The organism is Thalassomonas sp. RHCl1 (assembly GCF_947387555.1).
Lineage (GTDB): Bacteria > Pseudomonadota > Gammaproteobacteria > Enterobacterales > Alteromonadaceae > Thalassomonas.
In genome coordinates, this window is record NZ_CANDNZ010000020.1 from 38,971 (window position 1) to 63,791 (window position 24,821).

At 48.9% G+C, this 24,821-nt stretch carries 10 protein-coding genes; 9 read left to right on the plus strand and 1 reads right to left on the minus strand.

The window, feature by feature from the left end; genetic code table 11:
* Positions 1 to 112: 112 nt before the first annotated feature.
* The 5 genes from QL234_RS29435 (at position 113) to QL234_RS29455 (ending at position 14,353) form a co-directional block, all read left to right on the plus strand.
* The gene (locus QL234_RS29435; RefSeq protein WP_281561306.1) at positions 113 to 7,069 is read left to right on the plus strand and encodes a cadherin-like domain-containing protein; all 6,957 of its coding nucleotides are present in this window, start codon (positions 113 to 115) and stop codon (positions 7,067 to 7,069) included.
* A gap of 3 nt (positions 7,070 to 7,072) precedes the next feature.
* Complete coding sequence (locus QL234_RS29440) at positions 7,073 to 10,228, plus strand: EAL domain-containing protein (RefSeq protein ID WP_281561307.1); 3,156 nt, start codon at positions 7,073 to 7,075, stop codon at positions 10,226 to 10,228.
* A gap of 136 nt (positions 10,229 to 10,364) precedes the next feature.
* A complete protein-coding gene (locus QL234_RS29445; RefSeq protein WP_281561308.1) occupies positions 10,365 to 11,303 on the plus strand; it encodes an AAA family ATPase in 939 nt (312 codons plus the stop codon).
* 25 nt (positions 11,304 to 11,328) lie between these two features.
* Positions 11,329 to 12,309 (plus strand): DUF58 domain-containing protein, encoded by a 981-nt coding sequence (locus QL234_RS29450; protein ID WP_281561309.1) that lies wholly within the window; start codon positions 11,329 to 11,331, stop codon positions 12,307 to 12,309.
* 4 nt (positions 12,310 to 12,313) lie between these two features.
* Entirely contained in the window at positions 12,314 to 14,353 is a 2,040-nt protein-coding gene (locus tag QL234_RS29455) for a DUF3488 and DUF4129 domain-containing transglutaminase family protein (RefSeq protein WP_281561310.1), read from the plus strand.
* A gap of 11 nt (positions 14,354 to 14,364) precedes the next feature.
* Here QL234_RS29455 and QL234_RS29460 read toward each other — a convergent pair whose 3' ends face one another.
* Positions 14,365 to 15,042: a DUF2982 domain-containing protein gene (locus tag QL234_RS29460; RefSeq protein ID WP_281561311.1), complete on the minus strand. Its 678-nt coding sequence runs from the start codon at positions 15,040 to 15,042 to the stop codon at positions 14,365 to 14,367.
* Positions 15,043 to 15,152: 110 nt separating this feature from the next.
* On the opposite strand from QL234_RS29460, the gene QL234_RS29465 reads away from it, so the two are divergent.
* The 4 genes from QL234_RS29465 (at position 15,153) to recD (ending at position 24,811) form a co-directional block, all read left to right on the plus strand.
* Entirely contained in the window at positions 15,153 to 15,482 is a 330-nt protein-coding gene (locus QL234_RS29465; RefSeq protein ID WP_281561312.1) for a hypothetical protein, read from the plus strand.
* A gap of 212 nt (positions 15,483 to 15,694) precedes the next feature.
* Positions 15,695 to 19,204, plus strand: a complete 3,510-nt coding sequence (gene recC / locus QL234_RS29470) for an exodeoxyribonuclease V subunit gamma (RefSeq protein WP_281561313.1) — start codon at positions 15,695 to 15,697, stop codon at positions 19,202 to 19,204.
* A complete protein-coding gene (gene recB, locus QL234_RS29475; protein ID WP_281561314.1) occupies positions 19,201 to 22,884 on the plus strand; it encodes an exodeoxyribonuclease V subunit beta in 3,684 nt (1,227 codons plus the stop codon). Before recC ends, recB begins: the two co-directional genes overlap by 4 nt.
* Positions 22,877 to 24,811: an exodeoxyribonuclease V subunit alpha gene (gene recD / locus QL234_RS29480; protein ID WP_281561315.1), complete on the plus strand. Its 1,935-nt coding sequence runs from the start codon at positions 22,877 to 22,879 to the stop codon at positions 24,809 to 24,811. The genes recB and recD overlap by 8 nt, the downstream gene beginning before the upstream one ends.
* The last annotated feature ends 10 nt before the right edge of the window (positions 24,812 to 24,821 follow it).

Below are 24,821 nucleotides of genomic sequence, written 5' to 3' on the forward strand. Positions count from 1 at the left end.
CAGAAAAAAAGCGAATATCTCATCCAGTTATAAATTTTACCTTCCAAGTTTTTTACAAAAAAATTATTCATAGTGTTTGTTCGGTGTTTATGTCGCTGTTAAAGGCGGTATTATGATCTTCAAACGCAGGGAAGCTAAGCTTAAAAACAAAGCCAAAGCCAGCCTTAAGGTAAAAAACTGCCGCTTTCCCGCATATATTGAAGCATTAGAGCCGCGTTTATTATATTCGGCAGATTTGTTAGGTGGCACTATTGATGTTTCCTATGTTGATCCTGACGTGCTGGATGAAGCTAAAACCCGCTTGTCTATTTTGGCTAAAGGGAATCATCAGGATGAGCAATCCGGCCCTCATGCGTTAACTGCTCAGCTTGAGGAAAATCAGCCGATACCCGATGCAAATGATAAAGAAGTGAGCGGAGTCGAGCTGGTTATCATAGATGCATCTACGCCGGATTATCAAATTTTGGTCAATGATATCATCAATAACGCTGCCGACGGAACGCAATTCCAACTGGTAGTCATTGATTCTCAAGATAGCGGTATTAAACAAATCAGTGAAGTATTAAGTCAATATACAGATCTGGATGCCTTACACCTTATTTCCCACGGTGAGCAGGGCCAGCTTAATATCGGAAATACCCGCCTCTCCCAGGAGAACCTGGAGCAATACTCCGCCGAGATTTCTGCCTGGTCAGGTGCTTTTAAATTCAATGGTGATATTTTACTTTATGGCTGCAACCTGGCAGCTGAGCTTAGCGGGCAGGCTTTTATTGACGCCTTGGCTGTTTTAACTAAAACGGATGTTGCAGCCAGTAATGATTTGACGGGGCATGCAGAGGCAGGGGGAGACTGGCAGCTTGAATATCACACAGGTGTTATTGATACCGAATTAGCCGTGAGTGAGTCGTTGCAAGTACAATGGCAGCAGGTATTGGCTAATGATCCGGCATCAGCCAATGATGATCCGGTAACCTACAGTACTTATATAAGCAGTCTTAATCCTGTTTCTCATTGGCAGCTCAATGAAAGCAGCGGCACCCTGGTCCTCGACCAGGCAGGAAGCAATAACGGTACTTACGTCAATGCTCCGGGGCTGGCCGAAACGGGGGCTCTTGTTGATGACCCGGCGAATACTGCGGTTTCTTTTGATGGAACAACCAACGATGATAGCGGTGACTATATCGTTATTCCCCACGATAGCGATATGATGCTGGATGACGGTAGTATTCAGCTCTGGTTTAATACCGACAATGTCATGCAAGATTCGAGTTTGTTTTCAAAGGATTCTTCAGGCTATGTCAACGGTGGTCATATTGAAATTGACTTGACCTCCAGCGGCCATATTAATGTGCGTTTACAAAGCAGTAGTGATAGCTATTTTGTCGAAACGACAGAGGTTATGACCAACTCCCAATGGCATAATGTAGTGTTTACTTTTGGCTCATCAGGAATGAAGCTATATGTCGATGGCGAGCTGGCAGATACCAATGTATATACCGGGGGACTAGGCACCACTTCAGGCGGAAGCGGTAATAGCGAGCCTATAGTGATTGGCGCCTCTACCGGTGTCAGCAATTCGGGAAGCGAAACACCGACGGTGCGCCATTATCAGGGGAAAATTGATGAAGTGGCTATCTTTGACTCGGCCCTGTCGGCCGAGCAAATAAAAATGCTCTATGGCTCAGCCCTGCAAGATTATACCCTGCTAGAAGATGGTACCTTAAATGTTTCGGCAGATGCCGGTGTGTTAGCCAATGACTATGATGCGGAAAATGATCCGTTAACGGCTATTTTGGTCAGCGGGCCATCAAATGCTGCTTCTTTTTCTCTTAATGCTGACGGTTCTTTTACTTATACGCCCACAGCCAATTTTAGCGGTACTGACAGTTTTAGCTATAAAGTCAATGACGGCACCAGTGACTCTAATATTGCGACCGTGACTCTGACCGTGACCGGGGTCGATGATCAAACCGCAACGGTTGTCAATCAAAGCATGACAGTAGCGGAAGGGGCCACTGATACGGTCTTGACGTTAACTGAGCTGCAAAGCACAGATACCGATACCGACGATAGTACGCTCATTTATACCGTGGGCAATGTCAGCAACGGCACGTTAACCATCAACGGCAGTGCCTGGGCTTCGGGCAGCAATGATACCTTCACCCAGCAGGATATTATCGATGGTAATATCCGCTACTCCCATGATGACTCCAACACCACTTCGGACAATTTCAGTTACACGGTGGAGGACCCTGCGGGTAACCAACTTACCGGGCAGAGTTTTACTATCACGGTAACCCCGGTAGATGACGATACTGCGACCGTGGTTAACCAAAGCATGACGGTAGCAGAGGGCGCCGGTAATACCGCACTGACCTTGACTGAACTGCAAAGCACAGATGCCGATACTCTCGATAGTACGCTCATTTATACCGTAGGCAATGTCAGCAACGGCACGTTAACCATTAACGGCAGCGCCTGGGCTTCGGGCAGCAACGATACCTTTAGCCAGCAAGATATTATCGACGGCAATGTCCTGTACGCCCATGATGGCTCCAACACCACTTCGGACAGTTTCAGCTACACGGTGGAAGATCCTGCGGGTAACCGGCTGACTGGGCAAAGTTTTGCTATTACGGTGACACCCGAGGATGATACTGCCGCGATTGTGGTTAACCAAAGCATGACGGTTGCTGAAGGCGATACCAATACAGTGTTGACGTTAACCGAGCTGCAAAGTACAGATGCCGATACCGATGATAGTACGCTTATTTATACCGTGGGTAATGTCAGCAACGGCACGTTAACCATTAACGGCAGCGCCTGGGCCGCCGGCAGTAACGATACCTTTACCCAGCAGGATATTATTGACGGGAATATCCTGTACTCCCATGACGGCTCCAACACCAGCTCTGATAATTTCAGTTATACCGTGGAAGACCCCGCGGGCAACCAGCTGACCGGGCAGAGCTTTGCTATCACAGTCACGCCGGTCGATAGCGATACAGCAACGGTTGTCAATCAAAGCATGACAGTAGCGGAAGGGGCCACTGATACGGTCTTGACGTTAACTGAGCTGCAAAGCACAGATACCGATACCGACGATAGTACGCTCATTTATACCGTGGGCAATGTCAGCAACGGCACGTTAACCATCAACGGCAGTGCCTGGGCTTCGGGCAGCAATGATACCTTCACCCAGCAGGATATTATCGATGGTAATATCCGCTACTCCCATGATGACTCCAATACGACTTCGGACAGTTTCAGTTACACGGTGGAGGACCCTGCGGGTAACCAACTTACCGGGCAGAGTTTTACTATCACGGTAACCCCGGTAGATGACGATACTGCGACCGTGGTTAACCAAAGCATGACGGTAGCAGAGGGCGCCGGTAATACCGCACTGACCTTGACTGAGCTGCAAAGCACAGATGCCGATACTCTCGATAGTACGCTCATTTATACCGTAGGCAATGTCAGCAACGGCACGTTAACCATTAACGGCAGCGCCTGGGCTTCGGGCAGCAACGATACCTTTAGCCAGCAAGATATTATCGACGGCAATGTCCTGTACGCCCATGATGGCTCCAACACCACTTCGGACAGTTTCAGCTACACGGTGGAAGATCCTGCGGGTAACCGGCTGACTGGGCAAAGTTTTGTTATTACGGTGACACCCGAGGATGATACTACCGCGATTGTGGTTAACCAAAGCATGACGGTTGCTGAAGGCGATACCAATACAGTGTTGACGTTAACCGAGCTGCAAAGTACAGATGCCGATACCGATGATAGTACGCTTATTTATACCGTGGGTAATGTTAGTAATGGCACGTTAACCATTAACGGCAGCGTCTGGGCCGCCGGCAGTAACGATACCTTTACCCAGCAGGATATTATTGACGGTAATATCCTGTACTCCCATGACGGCTCGAACACCATTTCTGATAATTTCAGTTACACCGTGGAAGATCCCGCGGGCAACCAACTGACCGGGCAGAGCTTTGCTATCACAGTCACGCCGGTAGACAGTGATACAGCAACGGTCGTTAATCAAAGCATGGCAGTAGCGGAAGGGGCCACTGATACGGTTTTGACGTTAACCGAGCTGCAAAGCACAGATACCGATACCGACGATAGTACGCTCATTTATACCGTGACGGATGTCAGTCATGGCACTTTATATATCAATGGCAGTGTCTGGTACAAGTCAGGTATTGGTGCCAATAATACCTTTAGCCAGCAAGATATTATTGACGGTAAAGTACGTTACTCCCATGATGGCAGCAATACTTTATCCGATAACTTTGGTTATACCGTCGAAGATGGCGCTGGTAACCAACTCACCGGGCAAAGCTTTACAATTACGATAAGTGCGGAAGATGATGATACCGCGGCCGCGGTTAATCAAAGCATGACAGTAGCAGAGGGCGCCAGTAATACTGCGCTGACCTTGACCGAACTGCAAAGTACAGATGCCGATACTCTCGATAGTACGCTCATTTATACCGTGGGTAATGTCAGCAATGGTACGTTAACCATTAACGGCAGCACTTGGGCATCGGGCAGTAATGACAGTTTCAGCCAGCAGGACATCATCGACGGCAAGGTGCTTTATTCCCATGATGGCAGCAATACTTTAAGCGATCATTTTACTTATAGTGTTGAAGACGGTGCCGGTAATCGGCTTAGCGGACAAAGTTTTGTTATTACCGTAACGCCTGTAGATGATGATATTGCCCTTGTCATTAAGCAAAGCCTGACGGTGACGGAAGGGGATAGCAATATTGCCCTTTCATTAAATGAGTTGCAAAGCACAGATGCCGATAGCGATGATGCGGCTTTACTGTATACCGTAGGTAATGTCAGCAACGGCACCTTAACCATTAACGGCAGCGCCTGGGCCCAGGGCAGCAACGACAGCTTTACCCAGCAGGATATTCTCGACGGTAAAGTCTTGTATTCCCATGACGACAGTAATACCAGCACTGACAGTTTCAGCTTTTCTGTAACGGATCCGGCAGGTAACCAGCTTAGCGATCAGAACTTTGTTATTCAGGTCAACCGTATCGATGATGATCCTGCGATGATCACCAGTAATATCAGTTTCAGCGGTAATGAAGGAGATATAGTTAGCGGTATACTTAGTGCCACTGATGTCGATGGCCTTACCGACAGCAGCTATTTTAGCGCAGGTCATGGAGTTTACGGTAGTGCCGATATAGATGCCGAAACAGGTGTCTGGTTTTATACGCCAACAGATAACAACTGGTTCGGCACTGACAGTTTTACCGTTACGGTAACCGATGATTTTGGCGGAATAACAGAGCAATTGGTGACCGTCACGCTCACCGGCGTTGATGATGCGGCACTGATCAGCGGCGATCTGTACTTTAGCGGCACTGAAGGTGATTGGATCGGCGGCGATATAAATGCCAGCGATGTTGATGGTCTTACCGACCTGAGCTATTTTTCGGTGGGTCCGGCGAGCCATGGACAGGTGGTGATAGATACGCAAACGGGCAACTGGGTGTATACGGCAAGGGATAGCAATTGGTTTGGCAGTGACAGCTTTCACGTTACCGTTACCGATGACTTTGGCGGCATAACGACAGAGCTGATTCGTATTGAACTTACTGCTGTTAACGATGCCGCGATAATTTCAGGGCAGAATAATGCTATTTTGCTGCTGGCTGATGATAGCGACGGAGAGTTGGTAACTTCAGGCCAGTTGACGATTGTCGATGCCGATGAAGGCGAGGCTGCTTTTGTTGCCGAAACCTTCAGCGGGCGTTACGGGGAATTAAATATCGACAGCCAAGGTCATTGGTTTTATCATGCCAACGCCTCCCAGCCAGCCATCCGGGCATTGGGTGAGAATGAAACCGTGACAGAGCAGCTCACTGTCTCCAGTATCGACGGTACCGAGCAGCGGGTGAATGTTGCCATCACTGGCGTTAATGATGCTCCGGTCATTACCCAATCCCTCAGCGATCAGGCCGTTAACCCGGAAAGTGAATTTGACCTTACTTTTAGTAAACATACCTTCATGGATCCCGACACTGCCGATACCCTGGTATACACGCTATTGCAGGCAGATGGCAGTGCCTTGCCCGGCTGGTTAAACTTTGATAGCGACAGCCTAACCCTTAGCGGCATAGCCGACAACGAAGATACGGGTACCCTGGCGCTGAAACTCATTGCTGATGATGGCAGCTTAACTACTGCTGAAGCCTTCTCACTGACGGTAAACCGGCCAATGACGGTTGATACTTTACCAATCACTCATATACAGCCGACCAATGTTGTGCAGACAAGCATAAATAAGGGGGTTGCAGAAAACCAGGGCTCATTGGAACAGGAGAGCCTGCAAGAAAACAGCCTTGAACAAGCCGAAGAAATAACGGATGACCAGGCTGAAACTTCCGGGGAGAAGAAATCGGCCCAGGAGGTCGAGATAGCGCAAAGTATATCGGTGCCGAAAGGCCTGCATCAGATTCTGAATCATCAGCATAACAGTAATGATGCGCCGGGTTTTTCGGAGGTAGCATTTGAAACCGTGATAGGGGAAATTAATGAGGTAGAAATTAAAACAAAAACAATCCAGGAGAATAACACTGATCAGCAGAGCCAGTCATTGGAGGCTCTTGATTTGATTAATCTGGACTTTTCTACCAGTGTTCCCCTTGAACTTTTGACCGCCGAGCAAGTCTCTGCCCGTGATAATGAGCACTTTTTCCGGGAGCTGGATCAAATGCGCCGGGAGCTGAACGAATCGATAGCCGATGAAGATGAACAAGCTGATGTTGTCGCGGAAGTGACCATGGGGGCGACTTTATCGGTTTCTATGGGGGTCCTTGCCTGGGTTTTGCGGGCCGGCTCTTTGATGGCCAGTTTTCTGTCCATTATTCCCCTTTGGAAACAGTTTGATCTTATGCCGGTTTTAGGTAGTCAACCGGTGAAGACGCCGGAGCCGTCAGGGGATAAAAAAGCCGGTCAGTCTGCGGCGAAAGAAGAAACTATTTTTGATACTGAGGAAAAAAGCGCTGATGAATCTAAGGACTAGCTTATGAAAAATCCCCTCGGCTCTCCATTGGTGCGTATCAGCGTTGGTTTGGTGATGCTTACTTGCAGTATATTGCTGATGTTTGAGTTTTTAGGCCTGGTCCCGAACCAGAAAGTGCCGGAGCTGAAATTTCGTAAAATGCTGGTAGAGTCGCTTGCGGTACAGCTTAATGCCGATATTACCGCTAACCGGGAAGATAATGTCCATCATACCCTGGAAGCCGTGGTGACCCGAAACAGCAATGTAAAATCCGCCGGCGTACGGTTAACTTCCAACCAAGTGATCGCCCAGTCCGGCGATCACCAGCAGGCATGGTTGCTTAAACCCACAGATAAATCTACCGCTTCCCAGGTACAGGTGCCGATTTTTAAAAAAGGTGAGCGCTGGGGAACGATAGAAGTTATTTTTGATGACCTGTCTACCTTGGATAACCCCTTCTTTATACTGGTGCTGTTCGTCTCCTTGTCCGGTTTTGTTTGTTATTTACTGTTTTTAAAAAAAACCATGCTCGAGCTCGATCCCGGTTCTGTGGTTCCCGACCGGGTGCGCAATGCATTAAATACCTTATCCGATGGTTTGTTAATCATTGACAACAAAGAGCAAATAATTTTTTCCAATGAACCTTTCCTGACAAAATCGGCCCGGTCAAATGAATCGCTGATGGGCAAAAAAGCGTCTGAGTTAGACTGGTTATGCGAAGAAGAACAGCAAGTACTTCCCTGGTTACCGGTATTGCAAGGTGAGGCGGCGGTGACCGGCGCAGCGCTGAAATTAAGGGCCAAGTCAGGCAACCAGGTTTCTTTTAAAGTGAATGTCTCACCGATTGGCCGCAGCGAAAAAGAAACCCGGGGCGCCCTGGTGACTTTTAACGATATTACCGAGCTGGAAATAAAGAACAGCGAATTGGGCCAGTTACTGGATAAGCTTAAGCTCAGCCAAAAAGAGATCACCGCCCAAAATAAGGAGCTGAAATATCTGGCGACCCGAGATCCGCTCACCAGCTGCCTTAATCGCCGCTCTTTTTTTGAAGGGCTCAGAGTCTTGATTGAAGAGGAAAAAAGCCTTAAGAGTTCACTGAGCTGTATTATGTCAGACATAGATCATTTTAAGTCGGTCAACGATACCTATGGTCATGCGGTGGGGGATAAAGTGATCAAGATGGTGGCGAAAATACTCAAAGACATCTCCCGCACCAATGATCTGGTGGGGCGCTACGGAGGCGAAGAGTTTTGCGTGGTGCTGCCGGCGACCACGGCGCAAGAGGCTGCCCAGGTAGCGGAGCGAATTCGTCTGGCGGTGATGAAAGAAGATATCAGCCTGCCAGACGGTAAATTCAATGTGACTTCGAGCTTTGGCGTGGCTTGCTGGTCAAATCAGCTCAGTAATGCCGAAGCCTTTGTCAGCCAGGCAGATGAGGCCTTATATGTTGCTAAAGAAACGGGCCGTAACCGTGTGGAAATCTGGAATGAACAGGCGGAAAAACCTCCGGCAGCCGCCGAGCCGGTTGAGGAAAGCGAACAGGAAAGCAATGGCACTGAGACTTTTGAAGAAAATGAGAGTGAACAAGTCCAGGCCGAACCGGTTGTCGAAATAACCCCCCTGGCCGGGAGTGAGTTGGAAAGCAAGAAAAGCTTATGCCCAAATGACGATGAACCACCTCAGGAAAGTGCTGTAGTATCTGTGAATTTAGCTCCCGGTAAATATGATGAGCGGGTGGAAACCACACAGGTCTTTGGTCTGCCGAGCCGTACTGTGATGTTCGATCGTATTATTCAGGCAATATACAGGGCAAAGCGCAATAACAGAAAGTTTGCTATCCTGGTTCTGGATCTGGAGAAGGTCCGTCAAATCAGCCATACCTTAGGTCATAGTGTCAGTGAAAAATTGATCCGCGAAATGGGCCGTAAAATCAGCCAACTATTTAGAAATACGGATTGTGTTTCCCTTGTTGATAGTGCTGGGCACGCTGCAAAGAACAGTGTCTGTGTGTCACAAATCAGCAGTTATGAATTATCTCTGTTGCTGGATGATTTTTCCCAGGATGAATTTCTGATCCAGATGTTAAACCGGATATTCCAATCATTGGAAAATCCGGTGAGTATTGAAGGAAGTGATCTGTACCTTGATACCTGTATCGGGGTGAGCTTATACCCGAATGACGGTGAAGAGCCGGATGAGCTGATCGCCAATGCCAGCACTGCCATGTATGAAGCCAGACAGAAATCCGGACGAAATAACTTCAGGTTTTATTCGCCAGAAATCAATCAAAGGGCGAACCAGCAGCTGCAAATGGAAAACGACCTGCATAAAGCCGTCGAACGAAATGAATTTCTTGTTTATTATCAGCCGAAGGTGGATGTCAGCAGCGGGCAATTGTGTGGTATGGAGGCCCTGGTACGCTGGCAACATCCGGACTCGGGTATGGTGCCCCCGGATGATTTTATCCCGCTGGCGGAAAGTAACGGTATTATTGATGCGATTACCGATCAGATACTTGCCCTGGTGTGCGGACATCTCACCCGGTGGCAGGAGGCATCTCTTGAGCCTGTGCCGGTTGCCATCAACCTGTCGCCGGTACAGTTTAAAAACCCGCAGCTTGCCAGCAAGATTATTAAACAGTTGAAGCAAAATGATATTTTACCCAAATACATAGAGCTGGAAATTACGGAAAATGTGGTCGCCGATAACCTGGCGGCAACGATCGATTTGATCCACGAACTCACCGATGCCGGTTTTAGTATTTCCCTCGATGATTTTGGTACCGGCTATTGCTCTTATAGTTATTTAAAGAACTTTCCCGTGGATAAAATTAAAATTGACCGCTCTATTATCACAGATTTCACCGAGAATACCTTTGATGCCGCCATCGTCAATTCCATTATCACCTTGGCGGATCATTTAGGTTTAAAGATCGTGGCCGAAGGGGTGGAAACGGCGGAGCAACTGAAATTTTTACGTGATCTCAATTGTCACCAAGTGCAGGGTTATTTGATCAGCAAACCGGTTTCCTATGAACAGGCCACTGAGTTTATATCGGATCCGTCATTAATCAACGGCAAAGTTAAAGCCAGTCTGGAGCATGATATCCAGGCGTTAGCCCATGATGAAGGTAACTTTAAGGTCGAACTTACCGGGATCTTAAATAAAGCGCCTTACTGAGGGGGGATTGCCTTATTTTGGTTAGCGGATAATGTCGTTGAAACTTAAGATTAATGCTCGCTGCCATTCGCGAAAGGCCCGGTTCATTCCTATACTGCCAGTTAGATTTCAGGCTAAAAAACGTTTAATAATCAAGATGCAAAACCTTATTAGTGCGGTAGTAGAACAAGTCGGTTCAATAGTGCTGGGAAAACCGCGGGAGATCCGCCTGGCCCTTGCCTGTTTACTGGCCCAGGGACATATTTTAATTGAAGACTTACCCGGCATGGGCAAAACCACTTTAGCCCAGGTATTGGCAAAAACCTTGGGACTAAGTTACCAAAGAACCCAGTTTACCAGTGATTTATTACCGGCGGATGTTACCGGTATTTCGATTTATCATAGTGAAAAAAAGCAGTTTGAGCTTCACAGGGGGCCGGTTTTCAATCAGGTGGTGCTGGCGGATGAAATTAACCGGGCCAACCCGAAAACCCAGAGTGCGTTATTAGAGGCCATGGCCGAACACCAGGTCAGTATCGACGGCACAACGTATGAACTGCCTTCGCCATTTTTTGTTATTGCCACGCAAAATCCCCTCAGTCATGCTGGGACCTATCCCTTACCTGAGTCTCAATTGGATCGTTTTATGATGCGTATTTCCCTGGGGTTTCCCGATGTGGAGGCAGAAAAACTGATTTTGTTAAGCCAGGACAGGGATCATCAATTTATGCACTTACGCCCTTGCCTTGAACTTGAGCAACTTATCACCATGCAAAAAAATATTGATAACCTGAGTGCCAGCGATGCCATTCTCGACTATATCATTGCTTTATGCCATGTCAGCCGCGGCCAGGATGAAAATCTCAGACCCCTGTCGCCCCGTGCGGGTAAGGCATTGTTAAAAGCGGCAAAGGCCTGGGCTTTTATGGAAGATCGTGATTATGTCCATCCCGGGGATATCCAAGCGGTGTTTGTGGCGGTTTGCCAGCATCGCCTGGAAATTGTTTCAGATAGCTTTATGCAGCACAAAGAGGGACTGGCATTAAGTGTACTGGAGCAGGTAGATCCCACCAATCCGTTAGCCAAGTTATCCTGAAGTCCCTGCTATGTTTGGCGCCAAGATGATGTTAAAGCTTAAAGCCGGCGTTAAAAGCCGCTTTTCCCTTTGGTTAAAGCAGCGGCTGCCGGCGGCCAAATACCAGCTGTTGCACCGGGGCAATATTTTTATCTTTCCCAGCCGTTTTGGCTGCGCCTATTTATTACTGGTGTTGCTGATTTTTTTGCTCGGCACTAACTATCAGAATAATGTCATTATTTTAATGAGTTACCTGATGGGCAGTCTCTTTATTACCGTGATGTTGCAAAGCTTTTTTAATCTTTGCGGCCTGGCGATAAGCTGCAACGGGCAATGTAGCGGTTATGCCGGGCAGGGGGTGACTATGCCGCTTACCGTGCACAGTAAAATCCCCCGCTATGACTTAACCCTTTCTTTTGCCGGGCAGCAGGCGGTGCATATCAGCGTTATTCGTGCAGAAAAGGTGTCTGTGAACTTACCCTTTTTCTCGAAAAAGCGGGGCTTGATCGCGCCCGGGCGCATCACCATTAAAAGCGAATATTCCCTGGGACTCTTTAGCTGTTGGACCCACTTGGATTTTGGCTGCTTATGCACCCTTTATCCTCAGGCCAAGTTACCCCCGGGGCCGTTGCTGCATTTTTTAAAGCAGGGGGACAGTGCGGAAAATACCGGTAAAGCCTGCGTCGGTGCGGAAGACTTTTTTGAATTAAAAACTTATGTGCTCGGAGAGTCAGTCAACCGGGTGGCCTGGAAACAATTTGCCCGGGGGCAGGGAAAATATACCAAACATTATCAGCAGCAACAGGGCAGTGTCCTTTGGTTAAGCCTGGCGGCTATGCCGGGCGGCGATGTCGAAACACAATTACAGTATCTATGTTATCTGCTGTTACATTACCATCATGAAGATTATCGCTATGGCCTGGAGCTGGCAGGGCAGGTATTCCAGGTCGACAGCGGTGACTTTCACCTGAAAAGCTGCTTGCGGGCACTGGCGGCTTACCCGGGTCCGTCAGCAGGGGGAGCATAAAATTATGCCGGTGGTCAGCCAAAAAACATTTACCCTGAGTAAAGATGTCACCTGGCTGTTAATTGTCTGCCAGGGGACCAACCTGCTGACCTTGTTTCAGGAACTGACTTCCTGGATGTTAGCCGTTCTAGCCCTGTGCCTGTGCTGGCAGGTGTTAATGGTGCACTATCAAAAAGAGAGGCCACCCGGGTCTGTGATGGCTATTTTTGCCCTAGGCGGCTGCCTGGTATTGATTATTTCCGGGGTTGAGCTGGGGTTATTATCGGCCATGCTGCATCTGCTGTGTTTTTCTTATGTGCTAAAAGCACTGGAGATTCAGGGGCGCGGGGACTTTTACCTGGTAGTCTTATTGGGGTTTTTCTTGTTGGTGTCGGCATTGATTTTTCAGCAAGATCTGCAATTTACCTTAGCGATCCTGTTATTGCTCTTACTTAATATCAGTTTATTGCTCAGTTATTTTTCATCACGCCGTCCCGGAGCTGGCACACTTAAATCCAGCGGCTTGCTGATAGTGCACAGTATTCCGTTAGCCATTGTTTTATTTGTTATCTTTCCGAGGCTTTCGCCGTTTTGGCAAGTGCCTATGGCGAAAACATCCGCCACCGGATTATCTGAAAGTGTTGCGCCGGGGGATATTGCCAGCCTGGCATTGTCTGATAAGCTGGCGTTTCGGGCGAACTTTGATCGGGTGCGCCCCGATTACAGCCAACTTTACTGGCGTACCCTGGTTTTAGAAAATTATAACGGCAGGCGCTGGCAAATGGCGCCCGAGTACAAGAGTAAACTTAAGCAAATATTTATCGATCCGCTTTCCGGGCAAGTCCGCCCCGGGGAGCGCAAACTAAGTTATCAGGTGATCGCCGAAGCCAGTTTCAAGAAATGGTTGTTTGCCCTGGATCTGGCGACATTGCCTGCGGAGACCAAGGGTTCTCAGCAAATCATCCAGCTGCCGGATTATAGCTTGCGCAGCCGAAAGCCCCTGACCAAGGCTGTCAGTTACCGGGTGGATACTTATCCCGATGCCCCCCTGGACTTACAGATCCCCGGTCATATTATCCGCCGCAACCTGGATTATCCGCCAGGCAGTAACCCTAAACTGGTACAGGAGGTGTTTGCCTTAAGAAAAGCGTATGCCGATGATTCCGCTCTGGTACAGGCGGTATTGGCCCATTTTAACCAGGCGCCGTTTCGCTATACCCTGCAACCACCGCTGTTAAATGAAAATAGCCTGGATGAGTTCTATTTTGATACCCGGGCAGGCTTTTGCGTGCATTATGCCAGTACCTTTGCTTTTATGATGCGGGTCGCCGGTATTCCTGCCCGCCTGGTGACCGGATATTTAGGGGGGGAGCATAACCCGCAAGGGGAGTATTACAGCATCTATCAATATGATGCCCACGCCTGGGTAGAGATATGGCAACCGGGTAAGGGATGGCACAGAGTAGACCCCACCGCCGCGGTTAACCCTGAGCGGGTTGAAAACGGTTTATCGGCGTTGTTGCTGCAGGAACAATCACGGTTAAGCGGCGATTTTTTCAGCCTGCAAAGACTGAAGCAATTCGCCTGGCTCAATGAGTTGCGCCTGCAGCTTGATGCCATAGACTATCAGTGGACACGTTTGGTGCTCGGCTATAGTGCCGCCCGGCAATATCGGTTGTTATCTTCCTGGTTTGGCCGCCTGGTGCCATGGAAAGTTGTCGTCATCATTACCGGGACCATAATGATCACTTTAGTGCTTCTATGGTGGCTGTACCGGCGTAATTCCTCACAAGAAGTAAGAGATCCCGGATTAGTTTTATACCGCCAGGCCCTGGACTTATTAACCGAAAAAGGACTGGAGAAACCTCTGCCCCAGACAGCCAAAGTCTTTGCCGGGCAACTTGCGTTGCAGCGTCCTGAAATTGCAGCTATTTTTAACGAAATAACACAAACCTTCGAAAAACTGAGTTACCAACCCCTGTCTGCGGCCGAGCAGAAAACAAGCTTAGCCCGGATGCAAGTGCTGCTGTCCCAATTCAAGCGTCTGCTTAAGCCGCTTAAATAAGATAAAAGGGGTTAAGGGTATAATGCGGTGGCCTTTTTACATTGGCTCAGTAGCCGGGAGAAGTCGGTGATATCTCTGTCCATGGCGGTATCGGGAATAAAAAGGTGGTAGCCCAATGCCTTTTGCAAGGCGCAGCTATGGTGCAGGAAACAGGCTATTGGTCCCTTGATGCGGGTGCCGTCGCTTAAGGTATAAGGCATAAAATTCATGGCTCCCTGCTCCAGGGTCATTAAATTATTGAGTAAGCAATAAAGGGTTAGCGGCCTTTGCTCATGGATCAGCCGGTTTGCCATCCGCGGGGAGATATTGCCTGCAATACAGTCGATATGTTTCAGCCTTATACCCAGATAGGGCAGTTCCTGGCTGCTGACACCGCAGGTTTGCCTGACAGCGTCTATCCGCACTATGTCCTGCCATAACAGGCGCCATTTGCCATGCCTGTGCTGATAACATAAAGAGGCGGGGGTGATAAAAAAGCTGATCTTAGGCTCCATCAATTTGCCCAAACCTACCAGGCAGGTCACCAGGGCGACTAAGTCAATGAAAATTAAAGTAAGTCTTGCCTGTTGCCAGAAAAAGAGCGAAAACAGTAAAGCGATCAGCAATAAGCCGCTGCCGAGGCAAACTAAAAATAATCCGTGATTTTTTGCTTTGGCCTTTATCTGGATGCAGGGCAGGCTGGCATTCATTTTCTTGTCATAAACTCGGGTTATATTGTTAACTATGACAAAAATTGTGCTTGTTTGGAAGTTGAATAAAGGCTAACTTTTATATTAATAAACCCTGCTGGAGATAAAAGATGTCGCATTATCACACGGATACCAAAACGGCCTATGATATGGCTAAAATAGTGGCGGCATTAAGTTATCTGACCATAGTAGGGTGGATGCTGGCGATAATTCTCTATGGCTTTCATAGATCAACGTTTGCCCGCTTTCATTTAAGACAATCCCTGGGACTGGTGATTACCGCAGCCCTGTTATCCTTTATTCCTTTAATTGGCTGGTTACTTAATATCGCCGTGATCTTTTTGTGGTTTTTGGCCTTGTATTACGCCCTGACCGGACAAAAAAGATCTGTGCCGTTATTGGGGGACTTCTATCAAAGACATCTGGATTTTATCTGTTAATTTTCGTTTTTGTGCCGCGGCTTGATACCTTGCTGTTTAATCCTGGCTGTTGCCCCGGCCTTCCTTATTAACCCCTGCTTGCTCGATTATTCATCATTTTGATTTTCTTTGGGGTTTTTCTGTGGTTTTCACTAGTTTTGACTTACCCCATATGATTAAATTTACCGATAATAAAAAAGCCGGATGGCTTCCTTAATCTACTTGGTATCAATGTGATCTACCTTTATCCTGCCAACAAGATGGAAAATCTGTTGGTGCTGTTAGATAAAATTCAGCAGATATCCCCCCTGGCGGTGTTTAGCCAGGAAATCATTGTGGTGCAAAATCCGGGTATGCAGCACTGGCTGAACCTCTCGCTGGCAAAACAGCGGGGGATCAGCATGAATATCCGTTATGCGCTGCCGGCGCAGTTTTTATGGAAATTAATGCGATCTGTTGCCAGTGATGAAGATGTCCCGGATCAGTCGCCTTATTCCCGGGAAGTGCTTACCTGGCGTTTAGATGCCTTACTGGGCTGTGATGAGGTGACGGCTAATCCCGAGTTTGAGCAGCCCACCCGCTACTGGCAACAGGAAACATCAGCAGAAAGGGCGGCACTGAAACGTTATCAGCTGGCAACACAGCTGGCGGATTTATATGAGCAATACCTTATTTTCCGGCCAAAGTGGATCGATGCCTGGCAGCACAAAGAAAGTATTTTCAATTTGCAAGACGAGAGCCCGCCGACTGCCGGCGGTCTTGATAAGATTGAAAAATGGCAGGGGCTGTTATGGCAATTACTGATCAAAGAACTGCCCTATAATCCGGTAACCTTAATGCAGGATGCTATTGCCGGGCTCGATAAAAAGAAAGCCGAGCTGCCCCGGCGGATTGTTTTTTTCGGTATCAACGCCATGGCGCCGATGTGGCTGGATTTTATTAATGCCCTGAGTGAGCATATCGAAATACACTTTTTTCATTTAAACCCGTGTTTTTCCTATTGGGGGGATATCCTTTCAGAAAAGCAGGCGGTGAAGGCCATCACCAACTGGGTCGATGGTTATGACAATATCCGCTCTGCGGTCGGCAATCCTTTGCTGGCAAGCCTTGGCCAGCAGGGAAGGGAGTTTATGGCCCTGTTGCATAATTACTCTCTGGTCAATATTGACGTTTTTGAACATGCCGGAAGCCAAGACCCGGTATCAGCGCCAAAATCTGGCCAGCAGGCGGCAATATCGGCACCGGAGGCTGTTTCCGTGCTGGCACAGTTGCAAAATGATATTTTAACCCTGACGGATGCGCGTCAGGCGCCCAAGCAGGCAAAAGATGATTCGGTGACCATCACCAGCTGCCATAGTGCGCTCAGGGAAGTGCAGGGCTTGCATGACTGGCTGTTGCACCAATTTAATGCCGACAGTGAGTTAACGCCAAAAGATATTTTGGTGATGTGCCCGCAAATCGAAAGTTACGCCCCTTATGTTAATGCGGTCTTTACCCGGGGCTGGCAGGATATCGACGATAAAATTCCTCCTTTACCTTGCTCCATTGCCGACAGGAGCAGTAAAGATGCCGAGCCGCTGATCGCCGCTTTCATTGACTTGCTTAATTTGCCCGACAGCCGTTTTCAGGTTTCGGGTTTGATCGCCTTGTTAAGATTACCGGCGATGCAGCAAAAATTTTCCCTGAGCTTTGAGGATATCGATAAAATTACCCTTTGGGTTGAGCAGGCGGCGATTCACTGGGGGCTGGACCAGCAGCATAAAGCCAATATCCTCGGGCTTGAACAGGGCAATAACAGCTTTACCTGGCAGCAGGGACTGGGCCGGCTAATGACAGGGTTTGCCTACGGCGATAGTGAGGTTATCCACCAGGAGGCGTTATTGTTGCCTGTGGTGGAAGGGGATGACGGACGCTTATTAGGCCAGCTGATGTTGATTATTGAACAGCTGCAAAGTTTTTCCCACCAGCTAAGCACTGCACGCGATGCCGCCAGCTGGCAAAGCTTTTTACAACAAATGCTGGATGAGCTTTTTGTGGTCACGGGAGATCATAATTTTGAGCTGATTTATCATGCCATCGAATCCCTGGTGGAATACTGTACCCATGCCCTTTATCGTCAGGAAATCGCTTTAAGCGTGGTCCGGGATTTTCTTAACAGCCATTTCAGTATGCCGGATCCCGGACGCCAGTTTATGGTGGGGCAGGTAACTTTCTGCTCTATGATCCCCATGCGCAGCATTCCTTTTAAAATCATTGCGGTTTTAGGACTCAATGACGGTGAATTTCCCCGCCAGCGTCAGCCGCTGGGTTTTGATCTGCTGGCGATGACGGCGGCAAAACTCGGCGACAGATCGCGTCGGGGGGATGACAGGTATTTATTCCTTGAAGCCATTATTTCCGCACGTCAGGCCCTTTACCTGAGTTATCAGGGGCGCAATATTAAAACCAATGCCCCCAGGGAGGCTTCCCTGGTATTAAAAGAGCTGATGGAATACCTGGAACTGGGCTACGGCTGGCAAGTTAGCGGTTCGGGCGACGATGTCCGGCAGTTGCCGATGCAACCCTTTAGTGCTGACAATTATCTCGGCACCTACCCGGGCTTTGATGAAAAATGGCTGAAATTAGGTAATAGTACTGCCTCTGGGGAAGAAAGCGGCAATGAAATCTTATTGATCCCGCAAGAAAACCAGAGCAGTGATGAGCAAAGTTCAACACCTGTTTCAGAAAATATGCCGGCTCAGCAGCAGGGAGAAAAACCGGCACAAATCAATGCTTCCGAGCTGATCGCTTTTTTCCAACATCCGGTCAGGCAATTTGCCCGCCGCCAGCTTAACCTTTATTTTGAACAAGTAAGCATAGAGCTTGAGGATGCCGAACCTTTTACCGCCGATCGATTGCAAAGTTATCAGCTTAGGGAGCAGTTGCTTGACTGCTATCTGATGGGGGCGACAAAAGAGCGTGAAGATGCTCCCGCAGCAGCCCCTTCTGATATCGACCGGGAAGTTTTACAGGTGATCACCGCGGCGCGTTTGGCGGGCAAGTTCCCTGATTTGCCGACTACGGGGGAGTTGTTTGAAAAATGGCGTGATGACAGTGAGCAATTTTCCCGGGTGATCATTGAACAAGGCGGGGATAACCCCAGCCAAGTCTACTGTGAAGTGCTGCTTTCCCAGGCAGACGGCAATAACATCCTGTTAACTACCTTGTTGCCGGTACAAGGGCAGCAATTGGTGTTTTATCGCAGCAGCAGCGCCAAGGCGAAAGACTTTTTTACCTTATACCTGCATCAGCTGATCCTCCAGCTATGGCAACGCCAGCTCGGTGAAGGGAAGATATCGTTGCAGGCTGATGAACAGGAGTTATTAACGCAAGTCAATGGCTGTAGCGGTTTTTACTTTGATACCAAAAGCCAGAAAGTCAGCCAGTACCGGTTTAAAGCCATAGCCGATCCCGAGGCACAATTAGTCCGGTTATTAGCCGCCTTTGCTTCAGGGCAAAATCAGGCGTTGTTAGTCAATGGTGAGTTGGCCGAGCATTATTTTAAAGTCACCGGACGGGGCAAAAGCTTTAGCCAGCAAGACTTTGAAAAATATTGGCATGATGCCAATGCCATGCGGCCGTTATCGGCAGATCCCTATATGCATTATTTCTGGCCGACTTGTCCTGATTTGAGTGAGCATTTGTCTATGATTGAAAGCCTTTACCAGCCCATGTACCAGGCACTTGAAAAGGTGAAGTTATGAGTCAAACACCGAAGAACCTGGTAGCCTATGAAATTCCCTTAAAAGGCAAACACTTAATTGAGGCCAGCGCCGGCACCGGCAAAACCTTTAATATCACCCGTTTATATTTACGTTTGTTATTAGAGCAAAAACTGCCGGTTGAACAAATTCTGGTGATGACCTTTACCAAGGATGCCACCGAAGAGTTGCGCGGGCGTATCGGCGCCTTTATCCGCAGTGCGATTAATGACTGGCAATTGTTGGTGGCCTCAGATCCCTATTTTTCCGCTTTAGCTGAAAAAGTCGATGCAGGTGAAGCTAATTTCTTGCTGAAAAAAGCCCTGTTATTTCTCGATGAAGCCGCAATTTTCACCATACATGGCTTTTGCAAACGGGTGCTGAGCCAGCATGCCTTTACCAGCGGTATGTCTTTTAACAGCCAGATGGAAGCCAGCGATCAGGAGCTCTTGCTTGAAGCTTGCCAGGACTGGTATCGGGTGCTGGCACAACAAAGCCCGGAGCAGTTTGAACAGCTTGCCGTTTTTTGGCCGGATCCGCTGACGTTCCTGAGTCATTTCTCCAAGGCCATTCATCAGGTGGCGCTATCGGCGGAGCTGGAAACCATCAGCGCCGAAACTTTAGGCCAGGCTTTTCAGGCCAAGGCGCAACAAGCCTTAACTGCCCTTAAGCAGCATGAGCAAGAACTGAGTTTATATCTGATCGAGGTTAAAACCGGTCAGGAAAGAGATAAGCGTGAGCAGGAACTTGCGGCGTTAAAGACCTGGTTAGCCACGATTATTGAAGATATTGATGCCTTTAAAGATAAAATGCCCGATGCCTTTATCGACGGCCGTCGCTTTGCCCGCGCCAAACACAAGCAAGAGTTGGTGGAGATTTTTGCCCCGGTGAACGAGGTGAAAACTGCGGTAAAAAACCTGCAGCAAAAGCTGGATAAGGCACAGGCTTATTTGGTGGTCAAACAGGGCCTGGATTTTATCAGCGAGCAACTGGGGAAGAAAAAACAACTCCAGAATATGCTCAGCTTTGACGATCTGATCAGCCGCTTACAGCAGTGTTTAACGGATGAGGACAATAATCAGCTGGCTCAGGTTTTGTTTGCGCAATTCCCGGTGGCGCTGGTGGATGAGTTTCAGGACACAGATCCGCTGCAATTTTCTATTTTAAAAGCCATTTATTTTCAACAACCAGATGCCGTGCTCTTTATGATCGGCGATCCTAAGCAGGCTATTTACGGTTTTCGCGGCGGCGATATTTTTACCTACTTGTCTGCCCGAACCCTGTGTGATTTTCAGTGGTTGATGGATACCAACTGGCGCTCGACCCCCGGGATGATCCAGGGCTATAACCGCCTGTTTTATGGCAATGACCTTCAAGGTGAAGCCTTACCCGTGTTTGGTTACGGCATTCCTTATATTCCGGTGAAAGCCTCTCCCGAAGCGGGAGAAAAATCGACCTTGCCTCAGCAAGAGCAGGCTTTGCAGTTTATTCATTTTGCCATTGACGATGAGTACAGTGAAAAGCAGGACAAGAAAAAAGTGCCGGCTAAAGCCAAGGTAAAGCAGGATTTCAGGCCGGTGATGGCCAACTGGTGCGCCGGTGAAATTGCCCGTCTGCTGTCAGGAACTGACGGGGAAAGTGCCTTGGCGGCCCGGGATATTGCTATTTTGGTGCGTGACGGCACCGAGGCCGGGGCCATTAAACAGGCTTTGCAAGAGCTGGGGCTGGCTTCGGTATTTTTAAGCAATAAGGCCAACTTACTGCACAGTGAGCAAACGGAGCAGTTTTTATCCTTACTCAACGGCATTTTACATGTGGAAAATGAGCGCTTGTATACCGCAGCCCTTGCCTGCGGTCTGCTGGGCTTTACCCCGGCGAAGCTTTACCGTTTGCAGCGGGATGAACTTGGCTGGCAGGAGTTAAAATTTCAGTTTCTGGCGTTAAGGCAGGAATGGCTGCATAAAGGTTTTATTACCATGGCGTTAAAGCTGATGCATGAGCATTTTGTTATCGACAGCCGTGAGCAGGACAGAACCCTTACCAATTTACTGCACTTGTTTGAAATCTTGCAATCTGCCAGCCAGCGTCACCGTCAGCCTCAGGAATTGGTTTACTATCTGGAGCAGGAGATCTTAAAAGATAATCCCGAGTCGGAAACGGAATTAAGGCTGGAAAGCGATGCCAACCTGATCAAAATTGTCACCCAGCATGGTTCAAAAGGGTTGGAATATCCCGTGGTGTTTATTCCCTTTGCCAGCCGCCATAAAGATCCGCTGCGCTTTGGTAACCGCAACGTGACCCTGGTTGAATATCATGACGCTCAGGGACAATTGAAACTGAGTTTAGACGGCTCGCCTGAAGCCAGGCAGGCCATGGCCGATGAGGCTTATGCCGAGTCTGTCCGGTTATTATATGTCGCTGTTACCAGGGCGGAGCAACGCTGTTATATTTTAACCGCCGAATTCGAGCAATATTTTAACTCCCCACTGGGCAAGACCTTGAAGTGGCAAAAAGATCAGGACATTGCCGCTGCTTTGCAGCAACTGGCGGCTGAAAATCCCGGTGTTATCGGGGTCAGGCAGATCAAGGAGCAGACTGATGCATCCTGTCGGGTAGAAGAAATAAGCACAGCATCTGAGATAGTCCCGGCCACTTTTACTGGAAAAATTGAACGGGACTGGTGGCTGAGCTCTTTTTCAGCCCTAAGTCGTAACCTGCGCCATGGCGGGGTTTCGACCCCGGATCGGGACGGTGAAACTGGTGCTTTGCCACCAGGTACTGCCGAGTTGCTTGACAGTGCGCTGCTGCGCTTTAACCTGGCAAAAGGGGCGCATACCGGTAATTTACTGCATGATATCTTTGAGCACCTGGATTTTAACCAGCCAGACTGGCAAGAGGCGATGAAATGGCCTCTGGTGAAATATGGTGAATTAACCCCGGGTTATAGTGAGCAGGATTTGACCGCCTGGCTGAAGCAGGTATTAATGACGTCTTTGGTGCAAAATTACGGCGATGAACAGGCACAATCTCAGGCAAGTTGTTGCCTGGCGGATATCCCTGCGGCGCAGACATTAAGGGAGAGTGAGTTTTATTTTCCCATGTCCCGTGCCAATGTTGCCTCTGTGGCACAATTATTAACATGCCATCGCCGGCAAAGCGAGCGCATGCTTTATCAGGGAGACTCAGGTAAAGCGCCGGGGGGGGAAAGCGAACAATTGCCACCGACAAAAACCGTCAGCTTACCCGCTTACCAGCAATTAAAGGGCATGATGCATGGCTTTATTGATCTCATTTTTGAGCATCAGGGGAAATATTATCTGTGCGATTATAAATCCAGTCACTTAGGCAATAGCTTTAACGCCTATAAACCGGGCAACTTGCTGGCTAATATTCAGAGCAATTATTATGATCTGCAATACCTGATTTATGCCCTGGCACTGCATCGTCATCTGGCTTATGCCCTGGAAGATTATGATCCCGGGCAGCACTTTGGCGGCATCTATTATTTCTATTTGCGCGGCATGACTCATGATCCAGAGCATGCGGGTTGCGGCGTTTATTATCGCCAGATCTGCGTGGAAGAATTAACCCGCTTAGATGCGATTTTTTCCGGTAACAGTAGCCAAGACGATGACCTGGGCAATAGCCGGGGTAATAGCAAAGAGGGGCAGGAATATGCTTGATAATGGCGGGGTTAACGCTGATCCGAATCTTGCTGGTGACAGCTTCAAGGATAAAAATACACCGGTTTATGCCTCTTTTGCCCGGGCAAAGGCACAACTTGCCGCCCTGGAGCCGATAGATTATTTTTTTGCCCGGGAGCTATGCCAGGACCTGGGTTTTGATCCTCAGTTGTTTCATCTGTTGCTGGCGTTAAGTGAAAGTTTACGAAATGGCCATACCTGCTTGCCGCTGGAAAGTATCGCCGGGCAGTGTTTCGGCTTTGCCAGCGATGATGAGGGCCTGGTGAGCCATCATGGTTTTATTTTTGCCGAGCAAAAAAGTTTGGATCAGCTGTTGTCGGCATTGGCGCTGGCGCCGGATCAGCACCAGGCGATAGTGTATCACAGGCAAAAACTCTACTTTCGCCGTTATTTCACCTTTGAAGCCGAGCTGGCGGGGTTTATCCGCAGTAAATCTGCCGGGGCATTAGCCGATTTTGAAATGGATGAGATCAAAGCCTGCCTGGATAAATTATTTCCCGCAAGCACCAGCGACGAAGGGACGGGGGAAATAGACTGGCAGCATATCGCCGTGGCTAATGCCGTCAATAAAAGTTTCAGTGTCATTGCCGGCGGCCCAGGTACCGGCAAAACCTATACCGTTACCAAATTGCTGGCGGCCTTGATCATGCTTGAACAGGCGCGTTCACCACAAAAGCAGTTAACTATTGCCTTAGTGGCGCCAACCGGCAAAGCGGCGCAGCGTTTATCCGAGTCGATTGCCAAGGCGGTGAAGGGCTTTCGGGGATTGATCCCGGAGAAAGTGTTGGCGGCCATTCCAGAGCAGGCCCTCACCGTGCACCGTTTGCTTGGGGTGATCCCGAACCAGGTGAATTTTCGCCACCACAGGGATAATTTACTGCAGGCAGACCTGGTGCTGATTGATGAGGTTTCCATGGTCGATCTGGCATTGATGACCCGGGTTTTTCGGGCACTGCCGCAGCACAGCAAAGTGATTTTGCTCGGTGATGCCGATCAATTGCCTTCGGTAGCTGCCGGCAGCGTGCTTAACGATGTTGCCCCCAGGCCACATCCGGGATTTTCACCGCCGAACCTGGCCTATCTTGAACTGGTGACCGGTTGCTATCAGCTGCCTAAAGCTAAAGGCGGCAAGGGGGCAGCAGATCATATTACCTATCTGGTGAAAAGCCGCCGTTTTGACGGCCAGGGGGGCATAGGACGCCTGGCGGCGGCAGTGATCGCCGGGCAAAGTAGTGAAAGCTGGCAGCTATTGACCCGGGCACAGGAAGAGGGCGATGAGCAGCTAAGTCTGCTGCCCGGCGAGCTATTAGCCTGGTTACCCCGGTTGGTGGGGCAATATTACCTGGGGCTTTTTCATTGCGATGACGTTGGTGAGGCTTTTTCACTGCTTAGCCGCTTTAGGATTTTGTGCGCCATGCGCAAGGGAGAATATGGCGTTGAGAATATCAATCAGCTGATCAAGCAATACCTGGCGGATAAGGGGCTCGCCAATGCCTCCGGGCGTTTATACCACGGTATGCCGGTGATGATCAGTGAAAACGATTATCGTCTCGGCCTCTATAATGGCGATATCGGTATGATCTGGCGTAATGGCAAGGGGCATTTGATGGCGGTGTTTGAAGATGCCGAGCTTGGCTTTAAATGGCTGATGCCGTCCAGGCTGCCCCAGTTTGAAACTGTCTATGCCATGACCATACATAAAACCCAGGGCAGTGAATTTGATCATGTGGCTATGTTATTGCCGGGGCAAACGGATAATAAACTGCTGAGCCGGGAATTATTATACACAGGCATTACCCGGGCCAAGTCCCGGCTGAGTATTGCCAGTAAAGCCAATGTCTGGAGCCATGGCGTGGAGGGGCGGGTAAAACGTTTTTCCGGATTAAAGCTGGAGCTGAGTGAGTAGAGAGAAAACG